This is a genomic window from Nonomuraea sp. LPB2021202275-12-8 (genome assembly GCF_037044575.1).
In the GTDB taxonomy this organism is placed as follows: Bacteria; Actinomycetota; Actinomycetes; order Streptosporangiales; family Streptosporangiaceae; genus Nonomuraea.
Window position 1 is genome coordinate 58,324 of the sequence record NZ_JBAHWD010000008.1, and the last position, 19,120, is coordinate 77,443.

Annotated in this window: 20 protein-coding genes and 1 tRNA gene; 12 read left to right on the top strand and 9 right to left on the bottom strand. The window is 69.8% G+C overall.

What is annotated here, in order from left to right; genetic code table 11:
• Positions 1–48: 48 nt before the first annotated feature.
• From V5E28_RS17445 to V5E28_RS17480, 8 genes are all read left to right on the top strand, one after another.
• Positions 49–843, top strand: coding sequence for a uracil-DNA glycosylase (locus V5E28_RS17445; RefSeq protein WP_336207974.1), 795 nt, complete (start codon positions 49–51; stop codon positions 841–843).
• Between the two features lie 96 nt (positions 844–939).
• The gene (locus V5E28_RS17450; RefSeq protein ID WP_336207975.1) at positions 940–2,256 is read left to right on the top strand and encodes an NAD(P)/FAD-dependent oxidoreductase; all 1,317 of its coding nucleotides are present in this window, start codon (positions 940–942) and stop codon (positions 2,254–2,256) included.
• 83 nt (positions 2,257–2,339) lie between these two features.
• On the top strand, positions 2,340–2,852 hold the full coding sequence (locus tag V5E28_RS17455) for a glycine cleavage system protein R (RefSeq protein ID WP_336207976.1): 513 nt from the start codon (positions 2,340–2,342) through the stop codon (positions 2,850–2,852).
• Between the two features lie 84 nt (positions 2,853–2,936).
• Positions 2,937–3,473 carry a peptide deformylase gene (locus tag V5E28_RS17460; RefSeq protein WP_336207977.1) on the top strand — a complete coding sequence of 179 codons (537 nt, stop codon included), beginning with the start codon at positions 2,937–2,939 and terminating at the stop codon, positions 3,471–3,473.
• A gap of 49 nt (positions 3,474–3,522) precedes the next feature.
• Positions 3,523–3,595 (top strand) — tRNA-Leu (locus V5E28_RS17465).
• A 172-nt stretch (positions 3,596–3,767) separates the two neighbouring features.
• Positions 3,768–4,556: a Bax inhibitor-1/YccA family protein gene (locus tag V5E28_RS17470; protein WP_336207978.1), complete on the top strand. Its 789-nt coding sequence runs from the start codon at positions 3,768–3,770 to the stop codon at positions 4,554–4,556.
• Positions 4,557–4,720: 164 nt separating this feature from the next.
• Positions 4,721–4,954: a DUF4287 domain-containing protein gene (locus V5E28_RS17475; RefSeq protein WP_336207979.1), complete on the top strand. Its 234-nt coding sequence runs from the start codon at positions 4,721–4,723 to the stop codon at positions 4,952–4,954.
• A gap of 108 nt (positions 4,955–5,062) precedes the next feature.
• Positions 5,063–5,473, top strand: a complete 411-nt coding sequence (locus tag V5E28_RS17480; protein ID WP_336207980.1) for a PPOX class F420-dependent oxidoreductase — start codon at positions 5,063–5,065, stop codon at positions 5,471–5,473.
• Between the two features lie 63 nt (positions 5,474–5,536).
• On the opposite strand, the gene V5E28_RS17485 is transcribed toward V5E28_RS17480, so the two are convergent.
• The 3 genes from V5E28_RS17485 to V5E28_RS17495 all read right to left on the bottom strand — a co-directional run bounded on the left by V5E28_RS17485 (position 5,537) and on the right by V5E28_RS17495 (position 9,239).
• Positions 5,537–6,754: an acetyl-CoA C-acetyltransferase gene (locus V5E28_RS17485; protein ID WP_336207981.1), complete on the bottom strand. Its 1,218-nt coding sequence runs from the start codon at positions 6,752–6,754 to the stop codon at positions 5,537–5,539.
• A gap of 99 nt (positions 6,755–6,853) precedes the next feature.
• Entirely contained in the window at positions 6,854–8,194 is a 1,341-nt protein-coding gene (locus V5E28_RS17490; RefSeq protein ID WP_336207982.1) for an outer membrane protein assembly factor BamB family protein, read from the bottom strand.
• A 61-nt stretch (positions 8,195–8,255) separates the two neighbouring features.
• On the bottom strand, positions 8,256–9,239 hold the full coding sequence (locus V5E28_RS17495) for an SGNH/GDSL hydrolase family protein (RefSeq protein WP_336207983.1): 984 nt from the start codon (positions 9,237–9,239) through the stop codon (positions 8,256–8,258).
• A 124-nt stretch (positions 9,240–9,363) separates the two neighbouring features.
• Here V5E28_RS17495 and V5E28_RS17500 point away from each other — a divergent pair, with 124 nt between their 5' ends.
• A complete protein-coding gene (locus V5E28_RS17500; RefSeq protein WP_336207984.1) occupies positions 9,364–10,734 on the top strand; it encodes a cystathionine beta-synthase in 1,371 nt (456 codons plus the stop codon).
• Between the two features lie 185 nt (positions 10,735–10,919).
• On the opposite strand, the gene V5E28_RS17505 is transcribed toward V5E28_RS17500, so the two are convergent.
• Positions 10,920–12,059: a sensor histidine kinase gene (locus tag V5E28_RS17505; RefSeq protein WP_336207985.1), complete on the bottom strand. Its 1,140-nt coding sequence runs from the start codon at positions 12,057–12,059 to the stop codon at positions 10,920–10,922.
• A 137-nt stretch (positions 12,060–12,196) separates the two neighbouring features.
• Here V5E28_RS17505 and V5E28_RS17510 point away from each other — a divergent pair, with 137 nt between their 5' ends.
• Both V5E28_RS17510 and V5E28_RS17515 read left to right on the top strand, forming a co-directional pair.
• On the top strand, positions 12,197–12,403 hold the full coding sequence (locus tag V5E28_RS17510; protein ID WP_336207986.1) for a hypothetical protein: 207 nt from the start codon (positions 12,197–12,199) through the stop codon (positions 12,401–12,403).
• Positions 12,404–12,505: 102 nt separating this feature from the next.
• The gene (locus V5E28_RS17515) at positions 12,506–13,645 is read left to right on the top strand and encodes a cystathionine gamma-synthase (RefSeq protein ID WP_336207987.1); all 1,140 of its coding nucleotides are present in this window, start codon (positions 12,506–12,508) and stop codon (positions 13,643–13,645) included.
• On the opposite strand, the gene V5E28_RS17520 is transcribed toward V5E28_RS17515, so the two are convergent.
• Entirely contained in the window at positions 13,642–14,073 is a 432-nt protein-coding gene (locus tag V5E28_RS17520; RefSeq protein WP_336207988.1) for a hypothetical protein, read from the bottom strand. The two genes, V5E28_RS17515 and V5E28_RS17520, sit on opposite strands and share 4 nt — an antisense overlap.
• Before the next feature lie 9 nt (positions 14,074–14,082).
• Positions 14,083–14,205 carry a hypothetical protein gene (locus V5E28_RS17525; RefSeq protein WP_336207989.1) on the bottom strand — a complete coding sequence of 41 codons (123 nt, stop codon included), beginning with the start codon at positions 14,203–14,205 and terminating at the stop codon, positions 14,083–14,085.
• Between the two features lie 140 nt (positions 14,206–14,345).
• Between V5E28_RS17525 and V5E28_RS17530 the strand changes: the two genes are divergently transcribed.
• A complete protein-coding gene (locus V5E28_RS17530; RefSeq protein ID WP_336207990.1) occupies positions 14,346–14,768 on the top strand; it encodes a DUF6292 family protein in 423 nt (140 codons plus the stop codon).
• 16 nt (positions 14,769–14,784) lie between these two features.
• On the opposite strand, the gene V5E28_RS17535 is transcribed toward V5E28_RS17530, so the two are convergent.
• From V5E28_RS17535 to V5E28_RS17545, 3 genes are all read right to left on the bottom strand, one after another.
• Entirely contained in the window at positions 14,785–16,752 is a 1,968-nt protein-coding gene (locus V5E28_RS17535; RefSeq protein WP_336207991.1) for a vWA domain-containing protein, read from the bottom strand.
• 27 nt (positions 16,753–16,779) lie between these two features.
• Positions 16,780–17,523 (bottom strand): hypothetical protein, encoded by a 744-nt coding sequence (locus V5E28_RS17540; RefSeq protein ID WP_336207992.1) that lies wholly within the window; start codon positions 17,521–17,523, stop codon positions 16,780–16,782.
• Between the two features lie 63 nt (positions 17,524–17,586).
• Positions 17,587–19,008, bottom strand: a complete 1,422-nt coding sequence (locus V5E28_RS17545) for a sigma 54-interacting transcriptional regulator (protein ID WP_336208191.1) — start codon at positions 19,006–19,008, stop codon at positions 17,587–17,589.
• Positions 19,009–19,120: the final 112 nt, after the last annotated feature.

Consider the following 19,120-nt stretch of genomic DNA (forward strand, 5'->3'; position numbering starts at 1 on the left):
TTTTCCACGGTGGTCACCGCGGTGCGCGGATCGGGCACGATCGGTGTCATGAGTTTCGTACCTCCTGGCACGGGCTGGCCGGACGACCCCGCGACCGCCGACACCCCGGTCGCCCACGATCCGGCCGACGTGCGCCGGTTGGCCGCCTCCAGTGACACCCTCGCGGAGCTCACGGCCAGGCAGTCGGTCTGCCGCGCCTGCCCGCGCCTGGTTGCCTGGCGCGAGGACGTGGCGGAGGCCAAGCGGCGCGCGTTCGCCGACGAGACCTACTGGGGACGGCCCGTCGCCGGGTGGGGCGACGAGCGCCCCCGCATCCTGATCGCAGGGCTGGCCCCGGCCGCCCACGGGGGCAACAGGACCGGGCGGATCTTCACCGGCGACCGGAGCGGCGACTGGCTGTTCGCCTCGCTGTACCGCACCGGTCTGGCCGCGCGGGAGACGAGCACGTACGCGGGAGACGGGCAGCGGCTGATCGGCGCCCGGATGCTGGCGTCGGTGCGCTGCGCGCCGCCCGCGAACAAGCCGCTGCCGGAGGAGAGGAACGCCTGCCTGCCGTGGATGGCGCGCGAGATCGAGCTGGTGGCGCCCACCGTGCGGGTGATCGTGGCGCTCGGCGGCTACGCCTGGCAGGCCGTGTGGCCGGCGCTCAGGGACGCCGGTTACGCCCTGCCGCGCAGCAGGCCGCCGTTCGGGCACGGGGCAGAGGCCCTGGTGCGGCATCGTGACGTGCCGGTGACCCTGCTGGGCTGCTATCACCCCAGCCAGCAGAACACCTTCACCGGCAGGGTCACCGCCGCGATGCTGGACGGCATCTTCGCGAGGGCCTGCGAGCTCTCAGTGTGATGCGTTGCATTGTCTGGGCATTGGCTTTCTGAGGGACGGAGACGTACGCTTGTGAATGCTTTCACAAGCATTTTCCACGAGGGATGGGGCCTCAGGATGAACCAGCACATTTTGATCGTAGGCGGCGGCTACGTCGGCCTCTACACGGCATTGCGCCTGCAGCGCAAGCTCCACAGCGAGCTGCGCAGTGGCCAGGTGCGCATCACGATCATCGATCCCCAGTCCTACATGACCTACCAGCCGTTCCTGCCGGAGGCCGCCGCGGGCAACCTCTCGCCCCGGCACCTGGTGGCCCCGCTCCGGCGGATCCTCCCCAAGGTGCAGATCCTCAACGGCAGGGTGACCAAGGTGAACCACGCCGGGCGCACCGTCACCCTCCAGCCCGCCGAGGGGGCGCCACGTGAAGTCTCCTACGACGTGATCGTCATGGCGGCCGGCTCCATCTCCCGCACGCTGCCGATCCCCGGACTGACTGACATCGGCATCGGCTTCAAGACCGTGGGCGAGGCCATCGCGCTGCGCAACCGCGTGCTGCACCTGCTCGACGTGGCCGAGTCGACCGAGGACCCGGAGGTGCGCCGCAGGGCGCTCACCTTCGTCGTGGTCGGCGCGGGCTTCGCGGGCGTCGAGGCGCTGGCCGAGCTGGAGGACATGGCCAAGCACTCCACCCGCTACTACCGCAACATCAAGCCGTCCGACATCCGCTGGGTGCTGGTCGAGGCCACCAACCGGGTGCTGCCCGAGGTTGGCCCCGAGATGGGCAAGTGGACGCTGGAGCAGCTCCGCGAGCGCGGCATCGAGGTGAAGCTGGACACCCGGCTCGAATCGTGCGTGGACGGTCACGTGGTGCTCTCCGACGGCTCGGAGTTCGACGCGGAGACGCTGGTGTGGACCGCGGGCGTCAAGCCCAGCCCGGTCGTCGCCGACAGCGACCTGCCGCTCGACGAGCGCGGCCGGCTCAAGGCCACGACCACGCTCGCCCTCGCGGGCACCCGCGACGCCTTCGCCGCCGGTGACGCCGCAGGGGTGCCCGACGTGACGAACCCGGGCCAGTACTGCGCGCCCAACGCCCAGCACGCGGTCCGCCAGGCCAAGGTGCTGGCCGACAACATCATCCGGCACCTGCGCGGCCAGCAACTGGTCGATTACCGGCACAAGTATGTCGGATCGGTCGCCGGTCTCGGCCTGCATCAGGGCGTCGCCAATGTCTACGGCGTCAAGCTTCGCGGATTCCCTGCGTGGTTCATGCACCGCACCTACCATCTGTCGCGGGTGCCGACGCTGAACCGCAAGGTCCGCGTCGTCGTCGACTGGACCCTGGCCCTGTTCTTCAAGCGGGAGACGATCTCGCTGGGAGAGATGGAGCATCCCCGCGACGGGTTCAGGGCCGCCGTCGAGACGACGCGCCGCTAACCCCGCGCGACCGCAGCGCCCCGGCGATCTCTATCGCGCCGGGGCGTTCGGCACCCACGGAACCGACAGAAGGGGATCCACGGGTGGGGCTATCAGCGGTGACCGTGCTCGGCGTCGACAGGCCCGGCGTGATCGCCGCGGTCACCGGGTCGCTCGCCGACTGCGGGGCGAACATACAGGACTCGACGATGACGTTGCTCGGCGGCCACGTCGCGATGATGCTGCTGGTCTCGGGCGACCTGAGCGCCGACGAGCTGATGAAACAGCTCTGCACGCCCGATCTGGTGGTGATGGCCTCCGCGGTCGAGGTGCGCCGCTACTTCCGCGGCCAGAGCGACGGCCTCGGCTACGTCCTGACCGTGCACGGACCGGACCGGCCGGGCATCATCTCCGCGATCAGCGCCGTGCTGGCCGCCGACGGCGGCAACATCACCGGGATGAGCACCCGCCTCACCGGCCGCCTCTACGTTCTCATCGCCGACGTCGAGCTGCCCGAGGACGTGGACGTGGCCGCGCTCATGCGCAGGCTGGCGGCCGTCGGGGCCGGTCTCGACTCCGAGATCACCTTCCGCCCTGTCGAGCCCGACCTGCTCTGAGCCCTTGGCGGACCACCGACACCATCAGGAGATCGACGTGCGCTTCCTCCCCGCCGCCAAGACCGCTACGCCGCGGACGGCCCGGTGAACGGCCCGGTGAACGGCCCGCTCGGGACGGTGCGCGAGGTCCTCGGCGCCCCCAACCCCGTCCTGTCCTCGCCGGCCGAGCAGGTGGACCCCACCGCCCCCGAGGTCGTGGCCGCCGCGGCCGATCTCCTCGCCACACTCCGCCGCGAGCCCGCCAGGACCGGCCTGGCAGCCCCCCAGATCGGCCTGAGCTGGCGCCTGATCGCCTTCGACGTCGGTCGCCACCCCCGGAGCCGGTCGTGGGCCGGAGAGCTCGTTGTGGTCAATCCTCGCCTCACGGAGGCCTCGCGCTGGGACGGCGGGCGCGAGGGGTGCGCGTCGGTGGCGGGCCTCATGGCGGACGTACGGCGCGCTTCGCGTATCACCGTACATGGGCGTTTGCCAGGAAGCGGGAAGCCCGTCACCATCGAAGCCGATGCTTTCGAAGCCAGGTGTATTCAGCACCAACTGGACCATCTGGACGGCGTACTCTTCCTGGACAGAGTGTCTGGAGCCCTATCACTTCACCGCAGACTTCACAGTTGTGACGCCTGATGCGAAGTTGTGCTCCTCGGAAGCATGGTCCGTTTCGTATGATTGCGGCGCCCCCGTAGCCCAATGGCAGAGGCAAACCCCTTAAAAGGGTTGCGGTGCGGGTTCGAATCCCGCCGGGGGCACCGGCCTTCTACCATCGGAAATGCGGCAAAATTTGGCCTGGCGGGCCCCGGGAACTTCCCCGAGGGTGATGTTCGTTGACCTCCCGGCTGAAGTCTCGTAAGTACATAGATCTGAGCGCGAGTTGACCTAGGTGACGTCCGGTCCCGTAGGCTCGGCGCACAGGAGGCAGCGATGCAGAGCAAGAACCCCGTTTTCAGCAGGTCACGCCAGTCCGCGGGCTGGGGCGCGCCGGCGCCGACGCCTGACCAACTGCAGAACATGTACGACAGCCCGTCGTACGCCCCCCCGACCCGGCCGGCCTTCCGCGCGATGACGATCGACGACGTGGTGGTGCGCGGCTTCATCACGTTGGGCACCCTCGTCGCGGCGGCGGCCGCGGCCTGGTATTTCGAGGTGCCGGTCGGCGTGGCCGTCGGCGCGGCCATCGTCGCGCTGATCCTGGGCCTGATCGCGTCGTTCAAGATGAGCACCAACCCGGTGCTGATCCTGGCCTACGCCGCCTTCGAGGGAGTCTTCCTCGGCGCGCTCAGCAGCGCGTTCGAAGCCAGGATCGGCGGCATCGTGATCCAGGCGGTCCTGGGCACGGCCATGGCCTTCGGCGGAGTCCTGGCCGTCTACACACTGCGGATAGTCCGCGTCACGCCCAAGATGGTCAAGTTCGTCATCGCCGCGGCGGTCGCGGCGCTCGGCCTGATCCTGGTCAACCTCCTGGCCGGCTTCTTCAACGAGGGCGGGCTGGGCCTTCGCGAGGCCGGCACGCTGGGCTACCTCTTCAGCGCCGCGATGATCCTCCTCGGCTGCTTCTTCCTGCTGCTCGACTTCGACTCGATCGAGCAGGGTGTCAAGCAGGGCGCTCCGGACAAGTTCGCCTGGCAGTGCGCCTTCGGGCTCACGCTGAGCCTGGTGTGGATCTACATCGAGATCCTGCGCCTCGTCAGCTACTTCACCAGTAGCGACTGACACACCGCCACACGAAGGCAGGGCCCCGCCGGTTTCGGCGGGGCCCTGCCTTTGTGCTACCGGAAATCTACCTGCCGTAACGAAACGATCTCGACTTGAGGCCTTGTCATTCCGCAACTCGTGTTGCAGTGTCAAGCAAAGGACCTTAATCCGTGGAGGTGCCCATGTCCTTGAACCACTCACCGGAGACGCAGACGAAGCTCATCGCAAGGGTCCCGACCATAACGGGACGCGAACTCCCCGAGTGGTTCCTCGCCATCGACAACGGCCCGTCATTCCTGAGATGCGACGAGCGGGCCAACTGGCTCGCCGACGAGCACGGGCTGACCCACGGCTACGCCGCCGCGATCGTGCACGAACACGAGCGGTTCCGCCGTAACCGCATGGGCTTCATCTAGGCCCACCGCAACTTCGCGCCCGTGCCGTCCGGTGCGGGCGCGCAGTCATGACCGCTCCCGCCCGGCGCGTTCTCGCACACACGGATCCGAACGCGCGATCATCGGTGCATGGACCTAGACAAGGCACGTGACTTCCTCACCCGGCACCATCGCGCCATCCTGCTGACCGAGCACCCCGACGGCCGTCCCCAGATGTCGCCGGTGGTGGCAGGCGTGGACGACGAGGGCCGCATCGTCGTCAGCACCCGGGAGACGGCGGCCAAGACGCACAACGTCCGCAGAAACCCCCAGGTGGCCGTCTGCGCCTTCACCGACGACTTCTACGGCGGCTGGATCCAGGTGGAGGGCAACGCCGAGATCGTCTCGCTCCCGGAGGCCATGGAGCAGCTGGTCGACTACTACCGCCAGGTGTCCGGCGAGCACCCGGACTGGGACGACTACCGGGCCGCGATGGTGCGCGACCGCCGCGTCGTCCTCCGCATCACCCCGCACCGCGCCGGCCCCGACCGCCACGGCTGACCCACAGCACGGCAGAGCCGGCCAGGCGTACGGCGAAGGCCCGGCCGGCTCGTGAAGGTGTGGTCAGCTGATGCGCTCGATGATCATCGCCATGCCCTGGCCGCCGCCCACGCACATCGTCTCCAGGCCGATGCTCTTGTCGTGGTGCTGCAGGCTGTTGATCAGGGTGGAGGTGATGCGCGCGCCCGTCATGCCGAACGGGTGGCCGACCGCGATGGCGCCACCGTTGACGTTCAGCCTGTCGAGGTCGATGCCGAGGTCCTGGTAGGAGGGGATCACCTGGGCGGCGAACGCCTCGTTGATCTCGACGAGGTCGATGTCCTCGATCGCCATCCCGGCGCGGGCAAGCGCCTGCTTGCTCGCCTCCACCGGGCCGAGGCCCATGATCTCGGGCGACAGGCCGGTGACGCCGGTCGAGACGATCCGGGCCAGCGGCGTGATGCCCAGCTCCGCGGCCTTGACGTCACTCATGATGACGACCGCAGCGGCGCCGTCGTTGAGCGCGCAGCAGTTGCCGGCCGTCACGGTGCCGTCGGGCCGGAAGACCGGGTTGAGCGAGGCGACCTTCTCGTAGGTGGTGCCGGCGCGCGGCCCGTCGTCCTTGCTGACCACGGTGCCGTCGGGCAGCGTGACCGGCGTGATGTCCTTCTGCCAGAAGCCGTCGGCCAGCGCCTTCTCGGCCAGGTTCTGGGAGCGGACGCCGAACTCGTCCTGCTCCCTGCGGCTGATCCCCTTGATCTGGGCGAGGTTCTCGGCCGTCTGGCCCATCGCGATGTAGACGTCGGGCACCGCGTCGTCCTCGCGCGGGTCGTGCCAGGTCTTGCCGCCCTCCGCGTAGGACTTGCTCGTGGACCTGGCCTCGCGGAAGGCCGGGTTCATCGTGTCGGGCCAGGCGTCGGAGCTGCCCTTGGCGAACCGGGACACGGTCTCGACCCCGGCCGACACGAACACGTCGCCCTCGCCGGCCCTGATCGCGTGGAACGCCATCCTGGTGGTCTGCAGTGACGACGAGCAGTAGCGGGTGACCGTGGTGCCGGGCACGTCGTCCAGGCCCAGCATCACCGCCACCACGCGGGCCATGTTGAAGCCCTGCTCGCCGCCGGGCAGGCCGCAGCCCAGCATGAGGTCGTCGATTGTGTGCGGATCGAGCTGGGGCACCTTGGCCAGCGCCGCCTGGATCATCTGCACGGTCAGGTCGTCGGGACGGATCTCCTTGAGCGACCCCTTGCCGGCTCGGCCAATGGGCGAGCGGGCGGTGGCGACGATGACTGCCTCGGGCATGGCCCCTCCTTTGTCAGCACAGTACTAGAACTATATTCCAATATCCCTTCTGTCATCACGTCCCCCCCTCACTCTTTTCGGCGTGCGGATGTGGGCGCTTCAGCCGTACATGCCCGGAGCTGTGGCGGTGCGGTCATTGGTGGCGTGGACGGCGCCCTTCTCGTCGCGCCACAGTCGCCAGCCGTTCTGGCTGCCCGTGAACCACGACGGCGGGGTGGCGGCGTCGGCGATCCGCTTGCCGGTGGCGAGGTCGTACTCGCAGATGGCGGCGGTCGAGTAGAAGCCGGGAGCCTGGCCGCGCAGCGGGAGAGGCTTGGGATCCGTCACGCAGAAGGACCAGCCTCGCTGGTCCTCGACCGGCACCGGCTTGCCGGTGACCAGGTCGAACGCGGTGCCCTTGTGGCCGTGCTTGAGGAAGCCGAGCTTGTCCATGCGGCTGGGGAAGGCGAGCCACCATCCGGAGCCGGGGACGTCGGCGGCGGTGATCTGGCCGACCACTCGGCCGCTCTCGGAGTCGAGCCTGGCGAAGCCGCCGTAGGCGCCCTGCTGGTCGACGGGGCGCACGACGGGGGCGAAGCCGGGGCTGCCGCTGGGGTAGACGCGCACGACCGAGGGGCGCATCCAGTTGATCGTGCCGTCGCTGATCTTGATCGAGAAGAGGCCGAAGGTGGAGACCTTCTTGGTCTGCGGGTTGGTGTAGGGGGCGACGTAGCCGATGAGGTTGTCACCGGTGGCGCCGAAGGCCCAGCCGCCCGACATGTCGATGCCGGGGCCGAGAGCCTGCTCGATGGGCTGTTGCCACTGGAGCTTGCCGGTCTTGAGGTCGTAGGACTCGATCATCGGGTTCGCGGCCAGGCGCAGCATGAGGACCCGCTCGGAGTCGGACGACTCGACCTCGGCGATGCCCGGCAGCTTCCACTTGAGCTTGCCGGTGTCGGGGTCGAGCACGACGACGCGGGCGCCCGACGTGGCGGTGTGCTCGGACAGGCAGACGTACGGGCCGCAGCGCTGGGGGCCGAAGGTCGAGTGGATCGGCCTGGTCCACTTCTGCTTTCCGGTGCGGGCGTCGCGGGCCACGAGGGTGGCGTTCCACCGGCCCTTCTTGGCCGGGTCGAGGGCGACGATCGTGGCTCCCGTGGCCGTCTCGACGATGGCGGGAGCCGAGACGCCCATGCCGGGGAGCCTGCCCGCCATCGTGGCAGGGTGGGCCCAGAGCTTTCTGCCGCCGGCGAGATCGAGCGAGACGGTCTCCAGGGTGCCGTCGGGCTTCATGGAGGTGGTGGTCATCACTCCGCCGGCCGTCGCCATGCGGCTGACGGCATTGATCTCGGAGTTGTGCCAGGTCGGGTAGTTGGCGGTGGCTGCGTCGCTGTTGGAACAGCCGGCCAGGGCCAGGGTCCCGGCAAGGGCGAGAGCCGGTTTCGCGAAAGGCCGGAGCACGGGCAATTCACTCCAAAGTGGGGACGACGAGTGACGGCTCCAGCTCGGAGGGTGACCGGGGTCAGGCGTCGTTAAGCCCTTCCCCGAGCCGCCGGCGGAACAACGTCGCCCACTTGCCGTGGATGCCGGTCGCCCGTCCGTCGACCCGGCTCGCGGAAACCTCGGTGCCGGGCTCCTCCGCGGCCGTGGCCGCCGCAAGGTAGATCGGTTGCAGTCCTTCGCCGCGCGCGGGTCGCGGCTCGGGCCACAACCCCAACGCAGCGCATACAGAAGGTAGCACCGCGTAAGCGGCCTGTGCGTAGCCTCGGTCAGATGGATGGAAACGATCCGGTCCGAACATCTCGCCCGGGTTTGTGTGGAATTCGGGGCCCAGGAGGTCGGCGAACGCCACCGTACGGCCACCCGCGTCGACCACCGCGACCGTCTGCGCGGCGGCGATCTGGCGGCTCCAGCGCCGGGCCACCCAGCGCAGCGGCTGGGCGATGGGCCGGACCGTGCCGAGGTCGGGGCAGGTGCCGACGACCACCTCGGCGCCCACCTCGCGCAGCCGCCGCACCGCCTTGATCAGGTGCCGCACGGCGGTGGCGGGCGCGGTCTGGGTGATGACGTCGTTGGCGCCGACGAAGATGACGGCCACGTCCGGCCGCATCAGCAGCGCGGCGTCCACCTGCTCGTCCAGCTCGGCCGAGGGCGCGCCCGACTTGCCGACGACGCACAGCCGCACCGGGCGTTCGGCGACCGCGGCGAGCCCGTTGGCGAGCAACACGCCCGGCGTCCTGGCGGGATCGGACATGCCGAGCCCGACGGACAGGGAGTCGCCCAGCATGGTCAGTGTCATCGGCTCGCCCGGGAAGTCGCCGTAGACGCCGTCGGCGGCGGGGCCGTCCAGTCCGTGCGGGCGTCCGATGGTCTTCCGCGCCAGCAGGCTCTCGGCGATCAGCAGTCCGTATGCGGTGACTCCGAGTGCCGTGAGGCCGCCCCCGCCCAGCGCGGCGGCAGTGGCGATCCTTCGTGCGGCCCGCGCCATGCCCGCTGCCCAGACCACGTGTGTTCCCCCAACCGAACTCGGCGGTAGCGTTTGCATGAAACTAGCCGAGCGCCTGCCACCCGTACGGGATCTCGGCCTCGGACTAGCTGATCAAGCTTTGGTAAAGAAGGTGAACACCTCGGTGCGCGTTTATGATTCCCTGGTCGAGCTGATGGGCAACACCCCACTCGTCCGGTTGCACAAGGTTTCGGCGGGAGTGCCCGCTCAGGTGCTCGCCAAGGTCGAGTACTTCAACCCGGGCGGGTCGGTCAAGGACCGCATCGCCGTCCGCATGATCGACGCCGCCGAGGCGTCGGGCGAGCTGCGGCCCGGCGGTGTCATCGTCGAGCCGACGTCCGGCAACACCGGCGTCGGCCTGGCCATCGTGGCCCAGCAGCGGGGCTACAAGTGCCTGTTCGTGGTGCCAGACAAGGTCGCCCAGGACAAGATCTCGGTGCTGCGCGCGTACGGCGCCGAAGTGGTGGTCTGCCCGACCGCGGTCTCGCCCGACCACCCGGACTCCTACTACTCCGTCTCCGACCGGCTGGCCCGCGAGGTCCCGAACGCCTGGAAGCCGGACCAGTATTCCAACGTCAACAACCCCGACTCCCACTACTTCTCGACGGGGCCCGAGATCTGGGAGCACACCGAGGGCAGGATCACCCACTTCGTCGCGGGCATCGGCACCGGTGGCACGATCAGCGGCATCGGCCGCTACCTCAAGGAGGTCTCCGACGGTCGCGTGAAGATCATCGGCGCGGACCCGGAGGGCTCCGTCTATTCGGGCGGCTCCGGCAGGCCGTACCTGGTGGAAGGGGTCGGCGAGGACATCTGGCCGGCCACCTACGACACCAAGATCTGCGACGAGATCATCGCGGTGTCCGACAAGGACTCCTTCAACATGACCCGCAGGCTCGCCCGCGAGGAGGGGCTGCTGGTCGGCGGCTCCTGCGGGATGGCCGTGGTCGCGGCGCTCCAGGTGGCCGCCGGGGCGGGGCCGGACGACGTGGTCGTGGTGCTGCTGCCCGACGGCGGCCGGGGCTACCTGTCGAAGATCTTCAACGACGACTGGATGGCCGACTACGGCTTCCTGACCACCTCCTCGGATGAGGGCCTGGTGCGCGACGTGCTCGCCCGTAAGGGGGAGGGGCTGCCGAAGTTCGTGCACGCGCACCCGCACGAGTCGGTGGGCACGGCGATCTCGATCATGCGCGAATACTCGGTGTCCCAGCTTCCGGTGATGAAGGAGGAGCCGCCGGTGATGGCGGCCGAGGTGGTCGGCTCGATCGTCGAGCGCGACCTCCTCGACGCCCTCTACCACGGCAAGCTCTCCTCCGACGACCTGATCTCGCAGCACATGTCGTCGCCCCTGCCGATGATCGGCAGCGGTGAGCCGGTGTCCATGGCGGTCGAGGCCCTGGAGAAGGCGGACGCCGCGGTCGTGCTGGAAGACGGCAAGCCCGCCGGGCTGCTCACCCGGCAGGACCTGCTCGCCTTCCTGGCCAACCACTAGGTTCCTGATCGAGTCGATCACGGTGCCGAGCCCCTCCCCGTGGCGCGCTCGGACAGCCTGCGCGGCGGCACCGTGGTCTCAGTTCCCGCGGCCTGCGCGCCGGGACGGGGCCCGGCCAGGGTGATCGCCTCTCTGGGGAGGCGGCGTTCCGGCGGGCCTATGCAGGGAGGCGGCGTGGGGAGGGGTCAGGTGAGGCGGAACTCGGCGCGGACCTCCCAGGCGCCTTCGTGCGTGGGGCCGGCGTCGAGATGGCCGCCGAGCGCCTCCACCCGCTCCGCCATGCCGACGAGGCCGAAGCCGCCGCCGAGGCGGGCGAGCCGGGGGTCGGCGGCTGAGTCGTAGTTGCGCACCCGCAGCACCACGGCGGTGTCGTGGCGCCGCAGGTCGGCCTCGATCCAGCCGGTGTGCGGGGCGTGCTTGCGGACGTTGGTGAGCGCCTCCAGCAGCACCCGGTGCAGGGTCGTCAACACCTCCGGGGCGAGCGTGTGGTCGTCGAGGCCCTGCCCGATCTCGAACGCCACCTTCGGCCCCTCCACGGAGAACCGTTCGGTCAGCAGTCGCAGGTCGCCGAGCGAGGTGCCGGGTGTGCGGGCGGCCTCGTCGGCTCTCAGCACGGTGACCATGCGGCGCATCGAGGTCAGTGCCTCGCTCCCGGCCGTGGCGATGGCGTCGAGCGCGGGCACCACTGCTGCCGGGCTGGTCTCGGCGACGGTCCGGGCCGCCTGGGCCTGCACGACGATGCCGGTGATGTGGTGGGCCACCAGGTCGTGCAGCTCCCTGGCCAGTTCCAGGCGTTCGGCGCGCCGTACGGAATGGACGGCCTCGTTGCGGCGCTCCTGCTGGAAACGGAGGTAGCCGCCGGCTCCGGCGACCGTGGACCACGCGACGAAGAGCACGAACGAGTAGGCGAGCGCCTCGCCCGCCGAGGCGCGGGCCAGTGCTTCGGTCATGAGGACGATGAGCCCGCCGCAGGCCATGATCGCCGCGTTCCTGACCGGTTCGACGTGGCGGAGCACGCCGAGGATCAGGATGAGCAGCGCGCCCGTCTCGGCCGCTCCCGGCATGCCGGAGACGTCGGTGGCCGCCATGATCAGCGAGGTGATCATGGAGAGGCCGGACATGATGCCGAACGTCTCCGCCCGGTACCGGCGGCGCAGCACCACGGCCGCGATGCCGGCGATCCCGCAACCGAACACGAGGAACTGGAGCCCGCCGGCGCCCACGGCGACGGCGAGGTCGGCCAGGAGCATCATGCCGAGCCAGCCGAGCATCGCGAACTCGCTCAGCCGGCCGATCCAGTAGGCGACGCTCTTGGAATCCCGCACGGCACCGAGCCTAAGCCGCAAGTCGGATAGGTCGTATCGACCATTCGGCCGATCGGGGAGGCGGCGGACCCGTCCTTCAGCCGAGGCGGGACCGGGGGCGCCGCGCCCATCCTGGAAGGGCCGGAAGGGGGCAAACGATGGTGGTCATCGGATTCGTACTGCTGGGTGTCGGGCTGGTCATCGGGGTGCTGCTGGCGCTGACCGACCCCGTCCTGCTCTCGCGCATCAACGGTGAGCGCGCGGAGGGCGCCAGCGGGCGCCACATTCACGCGGACGTCGTACGGCTGCCGCGCGGCAGGGGCGAAGACCGCGAGGCGCCCGCGAAGGAGCCCACGGCGGCGTGAAGCCGGCTCGCGCGCGAGCCTGACGGGCACTGCCGGGGGCGGTGCCCGGCCCGGGGCCCGCCGGGGGAACGGACCCCGGGCCGCGTCCGTTACCGTGGCGGTATGACGAATGGTTTCGAAACCCTGGCGATCCACGCAGGTCAGGAGCCCGATCCTGTGACCGGCGCGGTGGTGCCGCCGATATATGCCACGTCCACCTACAAGCAGGACGGCGTGGGTGGCCTGCGTTCGGGATACGAATACAGCCGCTCGGCCAATCCCACGAGGACCGCGCTCGAAGAGGCGCTGGCCGCGGTGGAGGGCGGGGCGCGCGGGCTGGCGTTCGCCTCGGGGCTGGCCGCCGAGGACACCCTGCTCCGTGCGCTGTGCAAGCCCCAGGATCACGTCGTCATCCCCAACGATGCCTACGGTGGCACCTACAGGCTCTTCGCCAAGGTGCACCAGCGCTGGGACCTGCACTTCGACCCGGTGCCGCTCGGCGACCTGGACGCGGTGGCGTCGGCGCTGACGCAGAAGACGAAGATCATCTGGGTCGAGACGCCCACCAACCCGCTGCTCGGCATCGCCGACATCGCGGCCCTGGCCCAGCTCGCGCACGAGAACGGCTCGCTGCTGGTCGTCGACAACACCTTCGCCTCGCCGTACCTCCAGCAGCCGCTCGCGCTCGGCGCGGACGTCGTGGTGCACTCGACGACCAAGTACGTCGGCGGCCATTCCGACGTGGTCGGCGGCGCGCTGGTCGCGGCCGACAAGGGGCTCGGCGACGAGCTCGCCTACCACCAGAACGCGATGGGCGCGGTGGCCGGGCCGTTCGACGCGTGGCTGACGCTGCGCGGGCTCAAGACGCTGGGCGTGCGCATGGACCGCCACTGCGACAACGCCGAGCGGGTCGTCGACCTGCTGCTCGCGCACCCGCGTGTGACCCAGGTGCTCTATCCGGGGCTGGGCGAGCACGCCGGGCACGAGGTGGCCGCCAAGCAGATGAAGAGGTTCGGCGGCATGGTGTCGTTCCGGGTGGCCGGAGGCGAGGCCGAGGCCGTCGAGGTGTGCAACAGGACCTCGCTGTTCACGCTGGGCGAGTCGCTCGGTGGCGTCGAGTCGCTCATCGAGCACCCGGGCAGGATGACGCACGCCTCCGCGGCGGGCTCGCCGCTGGAGGTTCCCGGTGACCTGGTGCGGCTGTCGGTCGGCATCGAGACGGTCGACGACCTGCTCACCGACCTGACGCGGGCGCTCGGCTAGTCAGGCCACACCATCAGGAAGAGGATCGCCAGCCAGATCACCGCCAGCAGCCCGCTGATGGCGGCGATCCGGCCGGTCTGCATCTTCGCGTCGTCGCCCTTCTCCTCGCTCTGAAGGGCGAGGAGAGCGCCGCGCAGGTCGCGATCGATGATGAAGAGCAGCACGACGGCGACGATGAAGAGCGTCATCGACGCCGTCATGTTCCACCGGCCGAGAACTCCGCCGCCCATGACCACGCCGAGCACCACTCCGAACACGAGCACGCCCAGCGACGCGACTCCGTAGATCCTGGTGGTGCGCTGGATGTTCTGCACCACGGGCACGTTGTCGTTGCGGATGGCGCGCGGCGCGGCCATGGTGGCGGCGGTCAGCGGTCCGATCGTGAAGACGGCGAAGCCGATGTGCAGCCAGAGAAACAGGTTCGACATGGGCTGAGACTAGTCCCCGGCGATCTCGACCGGGGACTCGACACTCTCTTTACTGTCAGGGGAGCAGCGCATGATCAGCTCCGTGGCGACGATGGCGAGGACCATCAGCGAAATCAGGACGATGGCGATCATAAGGCACCCCTCCTTCCCCGTGTCGGGCGGAAATACCGTCCGTAATGACTAGACGCATGTGCATCGGCATAAGTTCGTCGCGGGTATCGTTGTTCTCCGCTGGTCTTTCCTTACTTTCTGGGCACAAGGAGGTGCCGTCCGTGGCCATCAGGCACGTCGAGCCGTATACCGATGAGTGGCTGCAGCAGCCGGTCTGCTACGTGCGGCTAGTCGTCGAGCTGCTCGGAGCCGAGGCCGCCGACTGGTGGGAGGGCCCCTGCGATCCGCGTGAGGCGACGGTCCGCCTGGCGGACGGCGCCGCGCTGGTGTGGGACGAGGAGAGCGGGTGGCGGCTGGGCCGCTTCGGCTCCGGGGGGCCCGGCGAGCACACCGAGCTGACCGGGGTCCGCTATCTGGGCGGTGGGCTGCTGCCCAGGCCGGAGCGGGTGCCCGCGGCGCTGGCCGACGCCCGCGCGGGCGTGGGCGCCAGCAGCGCGTGGCGACCCTGCTATCGATCCCACCGCAACTGCCGTGACGGCTTCGACGTCGCGCTCGACTTCTACACCCGCTTCATCGACGCCTGACCGCCGTCGCGGCAGGTCAGCGTGCCCGGCGCACGCGCAGGAAGTCGCTCACCACATACTCGCCCAGCCGGTCCGCGCTGGGGGAGAAGACGCGCCCTCCGTTGCGCCGCGCCACCTCGTCCACGAACTCCTTGAGCCGGTCGTCGCCGGCCAGCATGAAGATGTTGATCGTGGCGCGGCGGCGGGTCATCTTGTCCACTTCGGCCAGCGTCAGCTCAAGCGTCTCCGATGACGGCGGCCATTCGAAGGCCGAGCGCCCGTTGCGCATCAGGTGGGCGGTGGGCTCTCCGTCGGTGACCACGAGCACCACCGGCTCGAAGTCGGGGTGGCGGTCCAGGTGGCGGCCCGCGATCAGCAGCGCGTGGTGCAGGTTGGTGCCCTGCACCATGTCCCAGTCGAGGCCGGCGAGCTCGTCCGGCTGCAGGACCCGCGCGTAGTTGGAGAAGCCGATGATCTGTACGGCGTCCTGCGGGAACTTCGAGGCCACCAGCGCCTGCAGGGCCAGCGCCGTCTGCTTGGCCGCGGCCCAGGTGCCGCGCAGGGCCATCGAGTAGGACAGGTCCACCAGCAGGCAGATGGCCGCCGCGCTGCGCCGCTCGGTCTCGGCCACCTCGAAGTCGTCCACGGACAGGCGTACGGACGCGCCCTGACCGGGAGCGGTGCGCAGGCCGCCGCCGCGCACGCCGTTGACCAGGGTGCGGACCACGTCGATCGGCTGCTCGTCGCCGAAGCGCCAGGGGCGCGAGGAGCCGGTTAGCTCGCCTGCCGAGCCCGCGTCGTGCTGGTCGTGGTCGCCGCGCCGACCGGCGTCCAGGGACGAGAACACCCGGCGCAGCGCGGTCTCGCCGAGCCGTCGCACGGCCTTGGGGGTGAGCTCCAGCTTGCCGCGGCGGCGAAGCAGGTAGCCCTGCTCCTCCAGCTCCCGCTCGATCCGCTTGAGCCCTTCCAGGTCGTCGACCGCCGAGCGGCCGAGGGCGCGGCGGACCGCGGCCTCGTCGATGTCGTCGAGCCTGGCCCCGGGGTAGTCCTGACGCAGCGCGCTCTCCAGCTGGGAGAGGTCGGCCAGCTCCTCCAGGGCGGTGACCGCGTCGCCCATGCCGAGCGGCTCCTCGCCCGTCATCCGCTCGCTGGAGTCCCACGCGAGGTCGGGGCGGCGCGCGGCGAGGGCCTCGCCGAGCCGGCGCATCTGGTCGGAGAGTCCGGCCTGGTCGAGGGTCTGGTTGATCAGGTTGCCGAGCTCCTCGCGCTGGCGCGGGGTCATCGAGGCGAGCATGCGCTGTGTGGCGGCGGCGCGGCGGGCCAGGACGTCGACGAGCTCGTTGAGGTTCCGCGGCTTCTCCGGAAACAGGTCCCCATATTTCGCCATGAAAGCGTCGAAATCGGCTTGTTGGTGCTCGCCGCGGGCGTCCTTGTCCAGCATGTCGTTCAGATCCGACATCATCTGGCGGACCCGCTCCATCGCCTCCGGATCCGGATCGGCCAGCGCGTCGCGCAGCCCCTTGAACTGGCTGTCGAGCACCTCCCGCCGCAGCAGGTCACGCAGCTCCTGGAAGGTCTGCCTGGCCGCGGCGGAGCGCCATTCGTAGGGGGTCAGCTGCTGGATGGCGCTGGCGGTGTCGTCCGGCACGGCGTCGAGCTCGGCCTCGCGCAGGCGGGCGTCGTCGGACGGGTCCGGGAACAGCTCGGCGCGCTCCTGCCCGATGGCCTTGTCCAGCAGCGCCCGCGCCTGCTCCAGGGTGCCGTCGAGCCGGCCGCGTTCGCGCAACTCCCGGCGGCGCCGCCGTACCTCTCTGAGCATGTCGTCCAGACCCCGGCGGTCCTGCGCGCCCGGCAGCCCGCGCTTGAGCAGGTCGCGCAGGGCGTGCACGGGCGTGGAACCGGACAGGATGGCGTCGCCCATCTCGTCGAGGGCCGCACGCACGTCGTACGGCGGGGCAAGGGGGTCCGGGCCATCGTGGAACTCGCCATAGCGGTAGGCCGTCACGAACCCACGCTAACCCGAGTTGCACCGCTATGCGTCCCCGAACACCTCCCACACCTGGAACACCTGGCCGCTGCCGGGCTGATAGTCGATCTGCACCAGCACCGGATGCTTGAGCTTCTTCAGCGCCCCGGTGAAGTCGGCCGCCTGGCAGTCCTTCCTGCCCAGACCGTTCCTGTCCGCGTTGACGGGCCTGCCGCTGAGCCAGCCGGAGTCGCAGCGGGCCGTCACGCGGCTGAAGGACAGCACGTGCGTGTAGCCGAGCTTGCTGGTCTTTCCGCCTCTGGTGAACAGGACCGTCCGGTCGTCGACCCGCTTGACCGTGCCGCGTACGACGCTGAGTTTCGGGGCCTCGGTCAGGAACTCGCTGACCTGGACGGCCTTGCCGCCCGAGTAGTGGACGCGGACGGGGACCGGGCCGCGCAGCAGAGTGGCGGCCAGGTCGCCGGGCTCGCAGACGGTCTTGCCGAAGCCCTTGCGGTCCACCGCGACCCGGCCCTCGGTCTCCTTCAGGTCGCAGGCGGTCGTGACGCGGCGGTAGGCGGCCCCGGAGTAGTCGAGCTTCAGCTCCTTGGCCTTGGGGATGGCCTTGAGCCGGTAGAGCAGGTAGCCGGACCTCCGTACGAGCGTGGCCGACCGCGGCAGCACGCGGAGCCGGTCCGCGCCGTCGGACCAGGCGTAGCCGTACACGACGGTCGTGGCCGTCGCCCCGGCGGGCACGGCGAGCCCGCACAGGGCAAGGGCGGCGGTGGTGGCGCAGGCAAGCAGGCGCATGGGCGGTCTCCCCCCGACGAAGCGATCAGTCGACCACTATGACGCGCGAGACCGCCCCGATGTTCACGTCCGGTAGACGGCGACTCCGTCGAGGTCGTCCTTCGACAGCCGGCGCATGAGGTAGAGGCCCTCCAGGGTGAACTCCAGCGCCGCCGCCGCGTGGCCGGGGGACTCCTCGCCCGCGCCCATGCCCAGCCTGGACATGATCTTGGCCAGGCCGTTGACCGGACCGATCCGGTGCAGCAGCTCCCCGGCGGGGATCAGCTCGCCCGACTCCACCTGGTTGCCCTCGGCGAACTTGTCGGTGAGCGGTGACAGGTCCATCCCGCCCAGCCGGCTCCTGAACGTCTCGGCGGTGGCCCGGCGCAGGAGGTGGGCCAGGATCTCGGTCTCCCTGCCCTCCTCGCTGACCTCGAACTCCACCTTGCCGCGCAGGCTGTGGACGACCGTGGCCAGGTCGCACACCCGGGCCACCGCATGGTCCTCACCGGTGATCGCCGCCCTGCGCACGGCCGAGGCCGAGGCGGTCTCGGCGGCCGCGATCGAGAAGCGTGCCGACACGCCGGAGCGGGCGTCGACGGCCGTGGACTCGCGGACCAGCCGGGTGAACCTGGCGATCGCCTCGATCAGGTGCTCGGGGATGTCGGCCCCGATGTCCGGCATGGACTCCTGCCGGATGAGCGTGAGCTCGTCCTCGATCGTGAGCGGGTAGTGGGTGCGGATCTCGGCGCCGAACCGGTCCTTCAACGGCGTGATGATCCGGCCCCTGTTGGTGTAGTCCTCGGGGTTGGCGCTGGCGATGAGCAGGATGTCGAGCGGCAGCCGCAGGTTGTAGCCGCGCACCTGGATGTCGCGCTCCTCCAGCACGTTGAGCAGCGAGACCTGGATGCGCTCGGCCAGGTCGGGCAGCTCGTTGACGGAGAAGACGCCCCGGTTGGTGCGCGGGACCAGGCCGTAGTGCACGGTCTCCGGGTCGCCGAGCGTGCGTCCCTCGGCGATCTTGATCGGGTCGATGTCGCCGATCAGGTCGCCCACGGAGGTGTCGGGGGTGGCGAGCTTCTCGCCGTAGCGCTCGTCACGGTGCTTCCACGCCACGGGGAGCTCATCGCCCAGCTCGCGCGCCAGTGCCAGGCAGCGACTGCAGGCAGGGGCGAACGGATGGTCGTTGATCTCGCAGCCCTCGACGACCGGAGTCCACTCGTCGAGTAGGCCGGTCACCGTGCGGATGAGCCGGGTCTTGCCCTGGCCGCGCTCACCGAGCAGGACCAGGTCGTGCCCGGCGAGCAGGGCACGTTCGAGATGGGGCAGGACGGAGTCGTCGAAGCCCACGATGCCTGGAAAACGGGGCTCGCCCGCTCGGAGCTTGGCCAGCAGGTTTTCGCGGACCTCGGCTTTGACGGTGCGATGAACGTGGCCGCTCTCTCGCAACTCGCGAAGAATACGAGGCTGATGCACGGGATCGAGACTACGTCCCCCGCGGGCCATGCGGGGAGAGTTTCGCATCTGGCGGAGATTTCGGATCTTGACTATTGCGGGACGGTTCGTGTGCGTGCTTGTCCCTTTAGTGGGGAGAATCGGGCCTAGGGAACTTGGACCT